At 67.8% G+C, this 14,639-nt stretch carries 8 protein-coding genes and 1 pseudogene; 5 read left to right on the top strand and 4 right to left on the bottom strand.

Translation table 11 applies throughout. The features are described from left to right. Positions 1 to 60: 60 nt before the first annotated feature. Together BMW54_RS01725 and BMW54_RS01720 are read right to left on the bottom strand one after the other, a co-directional pair. Positions 61 to 867, bottom strand: coding sequence for a DUF3014 domain-containing protein (locus BMW54_RS01725; RefSeq protein ID WP_090052448.1), 807 nt, complete (start codon positions 865 to 867; stop codon positions 61 to 63). Between the two features lie 143 nt (positions 868 to 1,010). Next, on the bottom strand, positions 1,011 to 1,871 hold the full coding sequence (locus BMW54_RS01720) for an SGNH/GDSL hydrolase family protein (RefSeq protein WP_139206009.1): 861 nt from the start codon (positions 1,869 to 1,871) through the stop codon (positions 1,011 to 1,013). Positions 1,872 to 2,097: 226 nt separating this feature from the next. Here BMW54_RS01720 and BMW54_RS01715 point away from each other — a divergent pair, with 226 nt between their 5' ends. Beyond that, positions 2,098 to 7,557 carry an autotransporter outer membrane beta-barrel domain-containing protein gene (locus tag BMW54_RS01715; RefSeq protein WP_090052444.1) on the top strand — a complete coding sequence of 1,820 codons (5,460 nt, stop codon included), beginning with the start codon at positions 2,098 to 2,100 and terminating at the stop codon, positions 7,555 to 7,557. A 126-nt stretch (positions 7,558 to 7,683) separates the two neighbouring features. Here BMW54_RS01715 and BMW54_RS01710 read toward each other — a convergent pair whose 3' ends face one another. Then, complete coding sequence (locus tag BMW54_RS01710) at positions 7,684 to 11,136, bottom strand: methylmalonyl-CoA mutase family protein (protein WP_090052442.1); 3,453 nt, start codon at positions 11,134 to 11,136, stop codon at positions 7,684 to 7,686. A gap of 90 nt (positions 11,137 to 11,226) precedes the next feature. Next, positions 11,227 to 12,105, bottom strand: a complete 879-nt coding sequence (locus BMW54_RS01705; protein ID WP_090052440.1) for an alpha/beta hydrolase — start codon at positions 12,103 to 12,105, stop codon at positions 11,227 to 11,229. 187 nt (positions 12,106 to 12,292) lie between these two features. On the opposite strand from BMW54_RS01705, the gene BMW54_RS01700 reads away from it, so the two are divergent. From BMW54_RS01700 to BMW54_RS01685, 4 genes and pseudogenes are all read left to right on the top strand, one after another. Further along, on the top strand, positions 12,293 to 12,637 hold the full coding sequence (locus BMW54_RS01700; protein ID WP_090052438.1) for a YXWGXW repeat-containing protein: 345 nt from the start codon (positions 12,293 to 12,295) through the stop codon (positions 12,635 to 12,637). Between the two features lie 184 nt (positions 12,638 to 12,821). Beyond that, positions 12,822 to 13,925: a Glu/Leu/Phe/Val dehydrogenase dimerization domain-containing protein gene (locus BMW54_RS01695; protein ID WP_090052436.1), complete on the top strand. Its 1,104-nt coding sequence runs from the start codon at positions 12,822 to 12,824 to the stop codon at positions 13,923 to 13,925. Between the two features lie 159 nt (positions 13,926 to 14,084). Beyond that, a complete protein-coding gene (locus BMW54_RS01690; protein ID WP_090052434.1) occupies positions 14,085 to 14,282 on the top strand; it encodes a cold-shock protein in 198 nt (65 codons plus the stop codon). Positions 14,283 to 14,365: 83 nt separating this feature from the next. After that, positions 14,366 to 14,557: pseudogene (locus BMW54_RS01685) on the top strand (cold-shock protein); the annotation flags it as partial. Positions 14,558 to 14,639: the final 82 nt, after the last annotated feature.

Genomic DNA, 14,639 nt, shown 5'->3' with positions numbered 1-14,639 from the left:
TCCGGTAACCATGCCTCGTGCCGGTGACCGACGCGTGGGAGCCGATCGCAGCGGCGGTCTTCACTCCGCCACGATCGCCTCGCGCAACGCGCGCAGCTTCGCCTTGAGCTTGGCCTCGTTCTCCGCGCCCACGCGGATCATGAACTTCTGGCCCACGGAGAGCTGCTCGTACGCCGGGTTCGCGTAGACGTAGCCCACCTTCGCGGGAATCAGCTGCAGCGCGCCCTTCGGCTCCGGCGCATCGAGCAGGTGGTCGATCACCTGCACCAGCCGATCGTTGAAATAGCCGCCGGTACCGAGGTCCGCATAGGCCTTCTGGAACAGCGGATAGTGGCGTTTGTACCAGGCCGCCGCGGCCTGCGGATCCACGCGTTCGGCCACGTACATATAGGTGCCGTAGCGTTCGACGTTCTTCTTCGACTCGACGAACATGCCGTCGTCGGACTGCACCTGGAACCGCCCCGTCGGCGTCCGCAGCGGAAGCACGTTCATGCCGATCGTCTGCTTCGGCAGCGCGTCGATGGTGGCGACCATGCGCGAGACGATCGCATCGCCACGCAGCAGCGATTTCAGCGCGTCGTCGCTCGTCAGTCCCAGCAGCCCGGCAAGGATCGCGTCGTCGCTCTGATCGAGCGACGGCAACGCGGCGGTCGACGCATGCGCGGGATCGACCGGATGCAACGGCTGCGACGCGCCCTGGGCGCCTTGCGCCGGCCCGCTCGTGGAGGAACTGGCCACCGGAAGCGGCGGCGCGGACGCGCCGTCGCGCGCCTGTTTCTCGCGATAGACGAACACACCGACCACCACAGCGATGGCCACGACGAGAAGTCCCGCGACCCACTTCGAACCCGACGACTGACTGCTCAACCTGCTGCTCCCACGAAAAACCAAGCTTCCATGGGACTACGAATGGGTGGTCGAGTTCAAATCGACCGTGAAGCCAGGCACGTCCGCACACTTCGGGTGGGAGCGCGCTCGCGCGCGATCGGTGCTCGCGTGATCGCCCGGAATCAACCGCCCCCCGCGAGACCGCCAGTCACATCGCGGGAAATTAGACAGGTCGAAGGCTTTAACAGCCGGTCGACATGCAGCACGCCGTCCGGCAGCGGCGCGCGGTAGTGCACCTCGCCCGCAACGCATGGAGTTCGCGTGGAAGCTACGCCCACCACGACCCTCCACGTCCGCAATGCCATCAGCGCCGTGGTCGCATACCCGGGATGCTGGCCATCCGAGTGCGTCCATGGGAGCGACGGGTATTCCACCATCAGCATGCGCCGCGGCTCCGCGATCTCGATGTACGACGCGCCGATCGCCCGCGCGATCTTCCGCTCGCCGAACTCGAGCGCGGCGTTCGCCGACGCGTTCGCCTGCCACGTGCCCAGATAGAAGAGCCGGCTTCCCGAGGCGCGCGCGAGCCCCGCGAGCTCCGTGGCCGACGTTTCCGCCGCCAGCGTCGCTCTGGAGGACTGGCACTCGGCCGGACAGAACGCGTCACCGCCGCGCTCCTGCAGGACCACATCGGTATATCGGTTGTTCGCCAGCGCGTCGCGCACCACGGGATCATCGACGTAATCTGCGAGCGCCGCGCCCGGACGCGCGATCATGTCGACCTGTATGTCCATCCCGGCGGGAGCGAGCGATGCGAATGCGCTCGGCAGGTCGTTGACGTAGGTCAGGCTGTTCCCGATGAAGAGCACGCGCCGTGGAACATCCGCGGCGTGAGCGCATGACGCGAGGGTCGCGAACAACGTTAGCCAGATAACCGATAAGCGCGTCACAAAATTCACCTCTGGTAACGATGCCAGGCAATCGCGCACGGCGTCTCCCGCACGGTGCGCCGCAATGGATGCGCCCGGGATGTCGAAAAACATTGCACGTATTCGGCAAGATTCTGCACGTCGGGTTCATGAATCGCCCTTTATACCGATTCGCGACCGGCCTGACTTTGCGCTGACGCGTTGGTGGGGTCATCGCTAAGCATGGCGCCCCGGGAAGGGCACGTTGCGGCGGGCCACCGTGTTCGCGGCATCGGGAAAGGGATCACCGTCCGTGCCTCACGGCACCCGCATTCGGTGCCCGACCGGACAAACGAACACGATGAGCTTTCCCATCGCACCATGCCGCGTCTCCAGCGGCAGGCGTCGACGCGCCACCCTCTTCCTCGCCGTCGCCGCGGCGCTCTCCTCCGGAACCCATCGCGCCGACGCACAGACGGTGACGATCGGCGCGTACGATCCATCGATCAACGACAACCAGTCCGGCGCGGCCGTCGTCGATCCGGGCACCACGCTCACCCTGACCGGACCGCAGCGCTTCGCCGCCGGCGACACCGGTACGCGCAACACGACCATCGCATCGCTGCAGGAACGCGGCCGGATCCTCTCCGGCTCACAGTGGATCGGTGCGCCGCGCCTCAATCCCGGCACACGCAACGTTGGCGTGAGCGTGCCCGATCCGATCACGGGCGGTCGTCGCGTCGTATCGACCTACGATACGGCCAACCTCGTCGGCCTGAACGCCGTGGACGGCGGCACCACGGTACCGGACGTCGTCAACGTCAATGGCCAGCAGTATCTCGACGTCCGCGTCGGCACGGTCACCCGCGCGGGTGGAACGCTGAAGGTGAACATAGGCAGCGGCGGTGTCCCCACCGATTCGGCGACCAATGGCTGGACGATGGCGGCCAAGCAAAGCTCGCTCTTCTACGCCGACGGCAGCGGCACCGCGACGAGTGCCATCGACTGGACGTCGCGCAACCGCATCACGTTCACCGGCGAGGTCGCCGACCCCACGCTGCCGCGCAACCTCTACGTCAGCTACGTCGCCCACTACGGCGGCACGTTCGACGTGACCACCTCCGACGGAACGACCTCGTCGCACACCGTCACCAACGCTGCGGAACTGCGCGACTACAACGACTTCCTCATCGCCAACCTGCGAACGGGCAACCTGGATCCCACGCGCTACGGCGCGCTTTTCGCCCAGGGCTACACCAGCACCAGCGAACAGATCGGCTACGCCGTCAGCGCGGACCGGCCGTCGGACGAGGTCGCCCAGGCGATCGGTAACCGCGTGGTGATGCATCTCGTCGGTCCCTCGGCGGTCGGCAACATCGCGTCGGGCGCGGCGCTCGAAGCCGTCAACAGCAACGGCGGCGCGGTCCGCGGCGAGGCAGGTGCGCGCGTAGTGAACAACGGCACGCTGGCCGCCACGCACAATACCGGCGACGGCTCGGCGCTGGTACTGACGGGCGCCGGTACCACAGGCAGCAACAACGGCGTCATCAACGGGAATTTCTTCCGCAACGCCAACAACACCATCACCAACGGCGCGGTCGGTTCCACCGTCGTGGATCTTCAATCCGGCAGCCGTTTCGTCAACGCGAGCGGCGGCGTCATCAATCTCGCGACGGGCTCGGCGAACGGCGCCGGCAAATCCATCGGCATCCGCGTCGGCACCAACGCGCGCGCGACGAATGCCGGCGTGCTCAACGTCGGCGTCACCGGTTCCCGGTCGAACGGTTCGATGGACGGCGTGGCGCTCGGCGATTCGTCGTCGGCGTTCACCAACGCCGCCACCGGGACGATTTACGTCGGGCGCGGACCGCAGACATCGACCGGGTCGCCAGCGGCCGACATCGCCGTCAACCAGGCCACGATGACGACCGGCATCTATGTTCCGTACGCCGCGTCCGTGCGCAACCGCGGCACGATCACCCTCGGCTCCCTCACGCAGAACGCCGCGGGCATCTACGTGACGGCGGCCGGTGCCAACGTCGACAGTTCGGGAACGATCGACGTGAACGGCCGGGCCGCGGCCGTACCGCGGGAGAACGTCGGCATCCTCGCGCAGAACGCCGGTGCCGCGGGCAACGTCGTCAACAGCGGCAGGATCCGCCTCAACGGCGTGAACGGCACGGGCCTGAAGTCGCTCTCCACGAGCGCGACGGAGTCGCTGGTCACCAACACCGGCATCATCGACGTGGCAGGCGTTTCCGATCCCGCGAGCGGCACCCGCAACTACGGCGTGTGGGCCGAAGGCCAGGGCAGCGCGACCGCCCGCGCCAACGTTGGCGGCGCCGTGAACCTGCTGGGCGACGGCGCGATCGGGATCCACGCACGCGGGCGGGCGACCGTCGATGTCGCGACCGTCGATGTCGCGACCGGCGCCGCCCCGCGGTTCGCCTCCGGTTCCCGGCAGATCGGTTTCTACGCGTTCGGCAACGACGCTCGAATCAACGTCGCGGGTAGCAATGCGCTCGACGTGTCCACCGCGCAGTCGACGTTGTTCCGCCTCGATGGCGGCGCGGACTTCGATGCGAGCGGACTCGCGATCACGGCGTCCGGCAGCGAATCCATCGGCATCGTCGGCAGCGGCACCGGTTCGCTCGTCGACATGCGCGGTGCCGACATCACCGTGTCCGGCAACGGTGCGCGGGGCGTGGTTGCGGAAGGCGGCTCCATGGTGGCGATGGATGCCTCGACGCGCGTCACGCTCACCGGAAGCGGCGCCATCGCCGGTGTCGCCGATGGGCAGAAGCACAGCCTCACCGGCGACGCGACGGGGGCGCCGTTGGCGCGCACGTCGCTGACGAGCCAGGCGAACCTCACGTCGTCGGCGAGCGACGTCGTCGGCTACGTCGCCCGGAACGGTGCGAGCCTCACCAACACGGGTGTCGTCGCGTTTTCCGGCGCGCGCGCGACCGGCTTCATCGTCGAAGACCAGGGACGCGGCGCGAATGGAGGCATCGTCGATCTCGGCGGACCGGACGCGACGGGTGCCCTCCTGCGCACAGGCGGCACGTTCGCGAACAACGGCACAATCCATGTCGCCAACGGCACGGGTGTGCGCGTCGAAGGCACCGGCACGCAGCGACTGAACCCGGCCGGCACGATCGCCGTCGACGACGGTATCGCGGGCGTCCACCTCGTGGACGGTGCGAGCCTGATGCTCGGCGCCGGCCAGTCGGCGATCGCGACGGGCGGTAGCGCGCACGGCGTCCTGCTCGGCACAGGCGCCTCGTCCCTCGACGTGCGCGGCACGACGATCGTCACGCGAGGCTCCGGCAACGCCATCGAGAACGCGGCCGGGACCGGCGCGATCACGTTGGCCGACGCCAGGCTGCGGGTACGAGACGGTGCCGCCCTGCGCACGGCCACGCCCATCGATGCGGCGTCGACGGCCACGTTCGAGGTGGACGGGGCTGGTACCGGATACGCGTTCCGATCGGCGGATGGAGGCGCGACGCGCGGCGATCTCGCCGTCGGCAGCGGCTTCACGATCCACGGGAACGGGGCCGGCGCGACCGGCATCCAGGCCCTCACCACGGGCAGCGTCGCGACCGCGGCGAACGTCGACATCGCCTCGGCCGCCGGCGGTTCCGCATTGGTGGCCGGCACCGCCGCGTCGGTGCTTCAGTCGGGCACGCTGACTTCGGCATCGACATCGGCGCCCGTCGTGGACCTCGCCAACGGTAGCGGCACGTCGTTCGTCAACCGCGGCACGATCGCGGGCGCCTCGCCCCGGGCGCAGGCGATACGCGGAAGCGCCGGGAACGACTCGGTCACCCTCGAGGGCGGGCTGGTCCGTGGCGACATCGCGACAGGCGCGGGCAGCGACACCTTCACCTGGACCGGCGGTGCGCTCGACGGCGGGCTGACGATGGGCGATGGAACGAGCAACCGCGCGACGCTGGGCGACGTCGACACGTCGACCACCTATCACCTCGTGGCGGGATCGGGCGGCGGCAACGCCCTCACGTTCGATGGCACGACGGTGCGTGGCGGCTCGGTCGGCACCGACGACCTCGCCAGGGGCGTCAACCTGGGGAGCGGCTGGAGCACGGTCGCGGTGACCGACGGCGCCGGGTTCACGCTCACCGACAACCTGCGCCTCGCCGGCGGCGACCTCCTCATCGGCCCCGCCTCCACCGTTTTCGGCGGCGACGGCGTGCACCCGGTCGTCGCCGGTTCCGCGGCCGGCAGCGCGCGTGTGATCAACGCGGGAACGATCGACCTCACGAACGGTGCGGGGTCGCCGGGCAACCGCCTGACGATCGATGGCGACTATAGCGGCGACAACGGGCACCTGATTCTGGCGAGCACGCTCGACGCCGGTGGGCCGCTGGCGGCGCAGCACACGGATCGCCTGCTGGTGAACGGCGATGCCGCGGGCGAGACCGTGCTGCACGTGACGCCATCCGTCGCCAGCACCGGCGCCCTGACGGACCGCAACGCGAACGGCTACGTCGGCCGCGACGAAGGCATCTCCGTCGTGCAGGTGGCCGGCGCGTCTTCCGGTGGCGCGTTCCGCCTCGACGGCGGCTATGTCGCCGCGGGCCCGTGGCAGTACGGCCTCTACGCGTTCCAGCCCGGCAGCAGCGACGCGTCGCAGCGCGTCGTCGGCGGCGCCGGCAACGCGTACTGGGATTACCGGCTCGCGAACATCCTCGTCTGCGACGGCCCCTGCCCCACGCCCACCGCCGACACCCCGGCGCCGACGCCGGCGCCCGGACAGGCCTATGGCGCGCCGCAGGCGGCCTCCGCCGGCGGCATCACGCCCATCGCGGCGGGCAACGTGCGGCCCGCCGTCGTGCCGCAGCTGCCGTCGTACATCGCCTCGCCGTCGGCACTCGCGCTTTCCGGTTACCGCAGCCTGGACAACCTCCATCGGCGCCTCGGCGAGACGCGCGACATGGCCGACATGGGCGAAGGACTCGGCGGCGAACCGTTCGTCCGCTACATCGGCGGCAACTACGACTACACGACCGACCGCTCGTTCAGCCAGTACGGTTACGACGCCGACATCGACACGCATGCGGTACAGCTCGGCATCAACATCTTCGCGCTCGATGCCGACCGCTCGGTCCTGCGCACCGGCGTCGCCTACACGCACGGCACGACACGCGTCGACCCCAGGGCCGCCGACGGCTACAGCCATGCGAGGTTCGATACCAACTCCATCGCGATGTTCGTCACCTGGCAGCACGCCGACGGCTTCTACATCGACGCCATCGCCCAGGGCGATCGCCACACCGGCGACGTCGATACCGCCAGATCGAAGGACACCGCGCGCATCCGCGGCTCCGGCTGGAGCGCATCCGTCGAAACCGGCTACCCCTTCCAGCTCGGCAAGGGTTGGCAGATCGAACCGCAGCTGCAGCTGACGCGCCAGCACATCGCCCTGCGCGACCAGACGGATGTCGACGGCTCGACGACACACTTCCGGCCCTATGCCCAGACCATCGGGCGAGCGGGCATGCGCGTCGACCGGGACTGGACCGCGGAAAGCGGCGCCAAGGCCACGCCGTACGCTCGGGTCAACTACGTCAGGGGCTGGGGCGGCCGCGCATCCGTCGATGTCGGCGCCGAAGGCTACGATCTGTCGCAACGCTTCACGGGCGGCTCCTTCGGCCGCATGGTCGAAGTGGGCCTCGGCGGAACGTATGCGTTCACCAACCGACTGGCGCTCTATGGCGAAGCCGACTGGCAGAAGCAGCTGGGCGATGCGGGCGCACGCGGCTGGGGATTCAACCTGGGCGCGCGCTGGGATTTCTAGAGCAGGACCTGTGAACCGCCCGCTGCCGTGGGAGCCGATCGTATCGGCGATCCCGCGGCAGCGGGCGACCTTGTGGCGAGCACCCATTCGCGCGCAAGCGCGCTCCCCACAGGGGAGGCGGCACGGTCACATGTTGCGACGATACTCGCCACCCACGTCGTAGAGCGCGTGGCTGATCTGGCCGAGCGAGTTGTGCTGCACGGCTTCCATCAGCTGCTCGAAGACGTTGCGCCGTTCGCGGGCGGTGGCCTGCAGTGTCTTCAGGCTGTCTGGCGCGAGGCCGTTGCGGGCGCGGCCGTAGCGCTGCACGTTCTCGATCTGCTGACCCTTCTCTTCCGGCGTAGAGCGGATCAGCTCGATCTCGGTGGCGATCTCGCCGCCGTGGTCCTTCGGCAGGAACGTGTTGACGCCGATGAGCGGCAGCGAGCCATCGTGCTTCTTGTGCTCGTAGTACATCGACTCTTCCTGGATCTTGCCGCGCTGGTACATCGTGTCCATCGCGCCGAGCACGCCACCGCGCTCGCTGATCGCCTCGAATTCCTTGTAGACCGCTTCTTCCACGAGGTCGGTGAGCTCGTCGACCACGTAGCTTCCCTGCCAGGGATTTTCGTTGAAGTTCAGGCCCAGCTCGCGGTTGATGATGAGCTGGATCGCCACGGCGCGACGCACGCTCTCCTCGGTCGGCGTGGTGATCGCCTCGTCGTAGGCGTTCGTGTGCAGGCTGTTGCAGTTGTCGAACAGCGCGTAAAGGGCCTGCAGCGTGGTGCGGATGTCGTTGAACTGGATCTCCTGCGCGTGCAGCGAACGGCCGGAGGTCTGGATGTGGTACTTCAGCATCTGGCTGCGCGCGCTGGCGCCGTAGCGCTCGCGCATCGCGCGGGCCCAGATGCGCCGGGCCACGCGGCCGATCACGGTGTACTCCGGATCCATGCCGTTGGAGAAGAAGAACGACAGGTTCGGCGCGAAGTCGTCGATCTTCATGCCGCGCGCGAGGTAGTACTCGACGATCGTGAAGCCGTTGGACAGCGTGAAGGCGAGCTGGCTGATCGGATTCGCGCCCGCTTCGGCGATGTGATAACCCGAAATCGACACCGAATAGAAGTTGCGCACCTTGTGGTCGACGAAGTACTGCTGGATGTCGCCCATCATGCGCAGCGCGAACTCGGTGCTGAAAATGCACGTGTTCTGCGCCTGGTCTTCCTTCAGGATGTCCGCCTGCACCGTGCCGCGCACGGTGGCCAGCGTGTATGCCTTGATCCGCGCGTACGTTTCGGCGTCGACGACCTCTTCGCCCGAGACGCCGAGCAGGCCGAGTCCCAGGCCGTCGTTGCCCTGCGGCAGCTCGCCGTTGTAGCGCGGACGGTCGCCGTCGGGGTAGAGCTCGGCGATGCGCGCGTTCGCGGCCTCCCAGCGCGAGGGTTCCTCGTTGAGGTACTTCTCGACGTTCTGGTCGATCGCCGTGTTCATGAACATGGCGAGGATGATCGGTGCCGGGCCGTTGATCGTCATCGAGACCGACGTCGACGGCGCCGAGAGGTCGAAGCCCGAATAGAGCTTCTTCATGTCGTCGAGCGTGGCGATCGAGACACCGGAGTTGCCGATCTTGCCGTAGATGTCGGGGCGTGGCGCCGGATCCTCGCCGTAGAGCGTGACCGAGTCGAACGCCGTCGACAGGCGCGCGGCGCCGCCGCCGAGCGACAGGTAATGGAAGCGGCGATTGGTGCGCTCCGGCGTGCCCTCGCCCGCGAACATGCGGGTGGGATCCTCGCCGGCGCGGCGATACGGGAAGACGCCGCCGGTGTAGGGATAGTGACCCGGCAGGTTCTCGCGCATGAGGAACGACAGCAGCTCGCCCCAGTCCTTCGTCTTCGGCGGCGACACCTTCGGAATCTTCTGGTGGCTCAGCGATTCGCGGTAGTTCTCGACGCGGATCACCTTGTCGCGCACCTGGTACTCGTTGAATTCCGCCGTCACCGACTGGAATCGCGCCGGCCATTCGCGCAGCAGGTGGATCGCCTCGCTCGATAGTTCGCGCACGGCCGAGTTGTAGCGCTGGCGGAGCACGGCGAGCGAACGGTCGCCGTGGATGGCCAGGAGCTCGTGGTCGTAGAGGTCGAACGCGCGCGGGAGGTCTTCGTCGCCGATGTCCCGGAGCGACTCGTAATAGTGCTGGGCCTTGCTCGCCGCTTCCGCCTGCTTCGCGATGCCAGCGTTGACGCCACGCCCCTGCTCCGCGATCTCGGCGAGATAACGCACGCGACTACCCGGGATGAGCACCGTGGCGCGCGGCTCGCGGAGGCTCGTGTCGACGTCGGGCGTCCACTCCGCCGCGGGCAGCGCGAGCTTTTCGCGCATGAGGCGGCACAGGTTCGCGAACATCCAGGTGACGCCCGGGTCGTTGAACTGGCTGGCGATGCTCGGGTACACCGGCACCGCGTCGTCGGCGAGCTGGAACGCCGTCCGGTTGCGCTTCCACTGCTTGCGCACGTCGCGCAGGGCGTCTTCCGCGCCACGCTTGTCGAACTTGTTCAGCACCACCAGCTCGGCGAAATCGAGCATGTCGATCTTCTCGAGCTGGCTGGCGGCGCCGTATTCGCTGGTCATCACGTAGACGGGGAAGTCGACGAGGTCAACGATCTCCGAATCGCTCTGGCCGATGCCGGCGGTCTCGACGATCACGAGGTCGTACGCCTGCGCCTTGAGGAAATCGATGCAGTCGTGCAACACGACGGAGGTCGCCGCGTGCTGCCGGCGCGTCGCCATGGAACGCATGTAGACGCGCGGGCTGCGCAGCGAGTTCATGCGGATGCGATCGCCCAGCAGGGCACCGCCACTGCGACGACGCGTCGGGTCGACCGCCAGCACGGCGATGCGCATCCGCGGGAACGCGTGCAGAAAGCGCAGCAGCAGTTCGTCGACGACCGACGACTTGCCCGCACCGCCGGTGCCGGTGAGGCCGAGCACCGGCGTCTTGCCGCCTGCGAGCTTCCACGCCTTGCGCAGTCGAGCGAGGTCGTCCGCGGAGAGCTGGTCTTCCTCGATCGCCGAAAGCATGGCGCCGATCGATATCTCGTCGTCGACGGAGGCCGTCGCCTGCGCCGCGGTGCCGCGCTCTTTCACGGCGGCGCGCGTGCGCGCCATGACGTCCTCGATCATCTCGGTGAGGCCAAGCTTCATGCCGTCGTTCGGATGGTAGATGCGCTCGACGCCGTACGCCTGGAGCTCCTTGATCTCCTCGGGCGTGATGGTGCCGCCGCCGCCGCCGAACACGCGCACGTGTCCCGCGCCGCGCTCGCGCAGCATGTCGACCATGTACTTGAAATACTCGACGTGGCCGCCCTGGTACGAGGACAGCGCGATGGCGTCCGCGTCTTCCTGCAGGGCCGCGCGCACGACGTCCTCCACCGAACGGTTGTGCCCGAGGTGGATCACCTCGGCGCCCTGGCTCTGGATGATCCGGCGCATGATGTTGATGGCCGCGTCGTGGCCGTCGAACAGGCTCGCCGCCGTGACGAAGCGCAGCGGCGTCGTCTCCGCGTCGGTGTGGCTGGCGGGAATGTGCTTGGGCTGCGAGCTCATGGAAACTCCGGGTACGACCGACGACGGGGATGGGAACCGGTCGATTCTACTGCCGGGGTGCCCGGACCCCTTGCTGCGCCGCAACGTGCGTTAGCGGAACTCCGTGCCGCTCAGGAACGACAGCGCCGCGGCCATGACGGCTTCGTCGTCGACGATGCGGCGATGGCCGAGGTGGCGGGTCTTCAGCAGCGTGGCGCCAGGCCAGTGCTCCGCGTACTGCTCGCCCTCCTCCACCGGCACGTCCCGATCGAAGATGTCGTGCAGGACCAGCACCGGTTGCCTGCGGGCTGGCGCGTGGTGCCGGATATGTAACGTGTCGATCGCGATGCCGGTGCGCTTCGCCAGCGCGTCGTGCAGCGAACCGCGAAGATGTTCGCTCAGCCGGACGAACCGGGCGAACCGTCGCGTCGCCGCCTGCGGGTCCGCCGCCGGAGCGATGAGCACCACGCGTTTCGCCGTCCACCCGTCGTCCAGCGCCAGGGTCACCGCGGCACCGCCGAGCGAATGCGCGACCACGCCCTCCGCATCGCCGTAATGCCGTCCGATCGCGGCGACGGTGCGGACGAAGTCCGGCAACGTGCAGAGCCCGCCGCCGCTGTGGCCATGCGCCGGCTGGTCGAATGCCACGGCGGCCCAGCCTTTCGCAAGAAGCTGCGGGGCCCAACTCTCCCAGCGTAGTCCCATGCTCGACCACCCGTGCGCGAGCAACACGTACGGCTGCGTCGACGGATCGCCCCAGACGTAGGTGGCCACCGCTTCGCCGCCGACCCGCACCGTCTCGCGCCGCGCCGTCATGGTCGCGAGCGCATGCGCCGCGCGTTCGCGGCTGCTCGGCAGCGGTGTCTGGAAGACACGCGCGGCGTGGCCGATCGTCCTGGCGGGCGCGAACCGGCTGCCGAACCGGTAGGCGACGCGGATACCGAGCAGGGTCGCGACGGTGCGTACACCGAATCGGCGAGGTGGCTTCATGCGGGAACCGGTAGTGGATACGGAAGTCGTGCGGCTTGGAGCGCGGAAGCGTGCCTCGGGTTCCCCTGCGCCAGGCTTTCACGAAGCTGAACATTCCGGATGGCCCGCGGTCAACCCGGTGCACCGGCCGGCGTTTTTCCTCGCGAGAACCCGCGCGTCGCGGGCTTACGAGCGAAGGAGATATTCCATGGCCTCCCTGACCCGCACCCTCGCCGCCGTCGCCGCCCTCGGCCTGGCCGTCGGCGCCGCGAGCTACACCCCGCCCGCGGCCGCGCGGGAATACGTCTCCGTCACCGTCGGCACGCGCCCGCCGCCGCCGCGCTTCGAACGCGTCCCGGGGCCGCGAGCCGGCTACGTATGGGCGCCCGGCTACTGGAACTGGGCCGGCGGCCGCTACGTCTGGGTCGGCGGCCATTGGTACGCGGCGCGTCCGGGCTACGTGTACCGTCCGCCCGTCTGGCGCCCTTATGGCCGCGGCTGGCGCATCGAGCGCGAGACCTGGCACCGCGACCCGTACTGGCGCCACCGCTGAGCCCGTGCTGCGGCGCACCCACACGGACGCCCGCAACGGTTTAAACTAGGCAGCTGACACGACATATCGCCCCCTCCTGCCAAGGTCGGGGCGATTTTTTTGGACCGTCACGTCCCACCGGGTCCATGCCGGTTTTCACCTCGAGGGCGGTGCTGCTGCCGCTTGTAACTGGAGTTTTCGTTCGATGATTTTCGAAACCATCGCCAACACGGGCCACGAAGAAGTCGTCTTCTGCCATAACAAGGACGCGGGCCTGAAGGCCATCATCGCGATCCACAACACCGTGCTTGGCCCGTCCCTGGGCGGCCTGCGCATGTGGCCGTACAAGAGCGAGCAGGATGCCGTGAACGACGTCCTGCGCCTGTCGCGCGGCATGACGTACAAGAACGCGGTCGCCGGCCTCAACCTCGGCGGCGGCAAGGCCGTGATCATCGGCGATCCCTCCAAGGACAAGTCCGAAGCGCTGTTCCGCGCCTTCGGCCGCTTCGTCAACTCGCTCAACGGCCGTTACATCACGGCCGAGGACGTCGGCATCGACGTCAACGACATGGAATACGTCTATCGTGAGACCGAATACGTCACGGGCGTGCACCAGGTGCACGGCGGCTCCGGCGACCCGTCGCCGTTCACCGCGTTCGGCACCCTGCAGGGCCTGATGGCCGCGCTGCAGGCGAAGCACGGTAACGAGGACGTGGGCAAGTACAGCTACGCCGTGCAGGGCTGCGGCCACGTCGGCAGCGAATTCATCAAGCTGCTCCGCGAGCAGGGCGCCAAGGTGTTCGTCACCGACATCAACAAGGACGCGGTGCAGCGTTGCGTCGACGAACTCGGTTGCGAGGCCGTCGGTCTCGACGAGATCTACGACGTCGACGCCGACGTCTACAGCCCCTGCGCCCTCGGCGGCACGGTCAACGAGCAGACGATCGACCGCATCAAGGCGAAGATCATCTGCGGCGCGGCCAACAACCAGCTGGCCACCGACGCCATCGGCGACGAGCTCGCCCGTCGCGGCGTGCTCTACGCGCCGGACTACGCGGTGAACGCCGGTGGCGTGATGAACGTGTCGCTGGAGATCGACGGCTACAACCGCGAGCGCGCCATGCGCATGATGCGCACGATCTACTACAACGTCGGCCGCATCTTCGAGATCTCCTCGCGCGACAACATCCCGACCTACAAGGCCGCGGATCGCATGGCCGAAGAGCGCATCAACGCGATCGGCAAGATCCGCCTGCCCCACATGGGCAACGGCGCGCCGCGTTTCCAGGGCCGCATGCGCGGTCAGTAAGCGTCGCTTCGTCGCACCGAAAAGGCCGCCCGCGAAAGCCGGCGGCCTTTTTCTTGCCTGAAACGGGCTCCCGCTCCTACACCCGATGGGAGATCGCGGAGCGAACCGTCCAAGCGTACGGTGGGCACCGGATACGAACCCACCACGAGGGCGAGCGCCATGATCGGCAAAGTAAAGTTCTTCAACCCTGAAAAGGGATTCGGCTTCATCTCTCCCGACGACGGCGGGGCCGACGTGTTCGCGCATCACACTGCGATTGTTGGTTCGTCCAAAGATCTGGCCGAAGGTCAACGTGTGGAGTTCGACATCGTCGACAGCACGCAAGGGCCCAGAGCCAGCAATATTCGACTGATCTGAACGATAGCGGCACGGCAGGCCAGTCACATAACACCAAGATGGCATGGAGCCATCGCTAGACGACCAGGGAGTGGAGCTGAACGATGAAAGGCAAGGTGAAGTGGTTCAATGCGGAAAAGGGGTATGGGTTCATAGCGCCCGACAATGGAGAGAAGGACGTCTTCGTCCATTACAGCGCCATACAGGCCTCGGGATTCAAGTCGCTGAATGAGCAAGAGGAAGTCGAGTTCGACCTCGACCATGGTCCCAAAGGCCCGCAAGCCGTCAACGTGCGAAAGTGCGGGCGCGCCAGCGAAAACCACGCGCACGACAGGGACCAGGCAGCCCATCGGCACCGGTGACAGCAACCGACGGTCT

It is taken from the genome of Luteibacter sp. 329MFSha (assembly GCF_900111665.1).
Lineage (GTDB): Bacteria > Pseudomonadota > Gammaproteobacteria > Xanthomonadales > Rhodanobacteraceae > Luteibacter.
Note: the sequence above shows the minus strand (reverse complement) of the source record. Positions and strands in the feature narration are given on the sequence as shown.

Bases quoted from the DNA above. Each gene is read 5' to 3' on its own strand.
- BMW54_RS01720 (WP_139206009.1), bottom strand. From the start codon at position 1,871: ATGTTTTTCGACATCCCGGGCGCATCCATTGCGGCGCACCGTGCGGGA.
- BMW54_RS01715 (WP_090052444.1), top strand. From the start codon at position 2,098: ATGAGCTTTCCCATCGCACCATGCCGCGTCTCCAGCGGCAGGCGTCGA.
- BMW54_RS01710 (WP_090052442.1), bottom strand. From the start codon at position 11,136: ATGAGCTCGCAGCCCAAGCACATTCCCGCCAGCCACACCGACGCGGAG.
- BMW54_RS01705 (WP_090052440.1), bottom strand. From the start codon at position 12,105: ATGAAGCCACCTCGCCGATTCGGTGTACGCACCGTCGCGACCCTGCTC.
- BMW54_RS01700 (WP_090052438.1), top strand. From the start codon at position 12,293: ATGGCCTCCCTGACCCGCACCCTCGCCGCCGTCGCCGCCCTCGGCCTG.
- BMW54_RS01695 (WP_090052436.1), top strand. From the start codon at position 12,822: ATGATTTTCGAAACCATCGCCAACACGGGCCACGAAGAAGTCGTCTTC.
- BMW54_RS01690 (WP_090052434.1), top strand. From the start codon at position 14,085: ATGATCGGCAAAGTAAAGTTCTTCAACCCTGAAAAGGGATTCGGCTTC.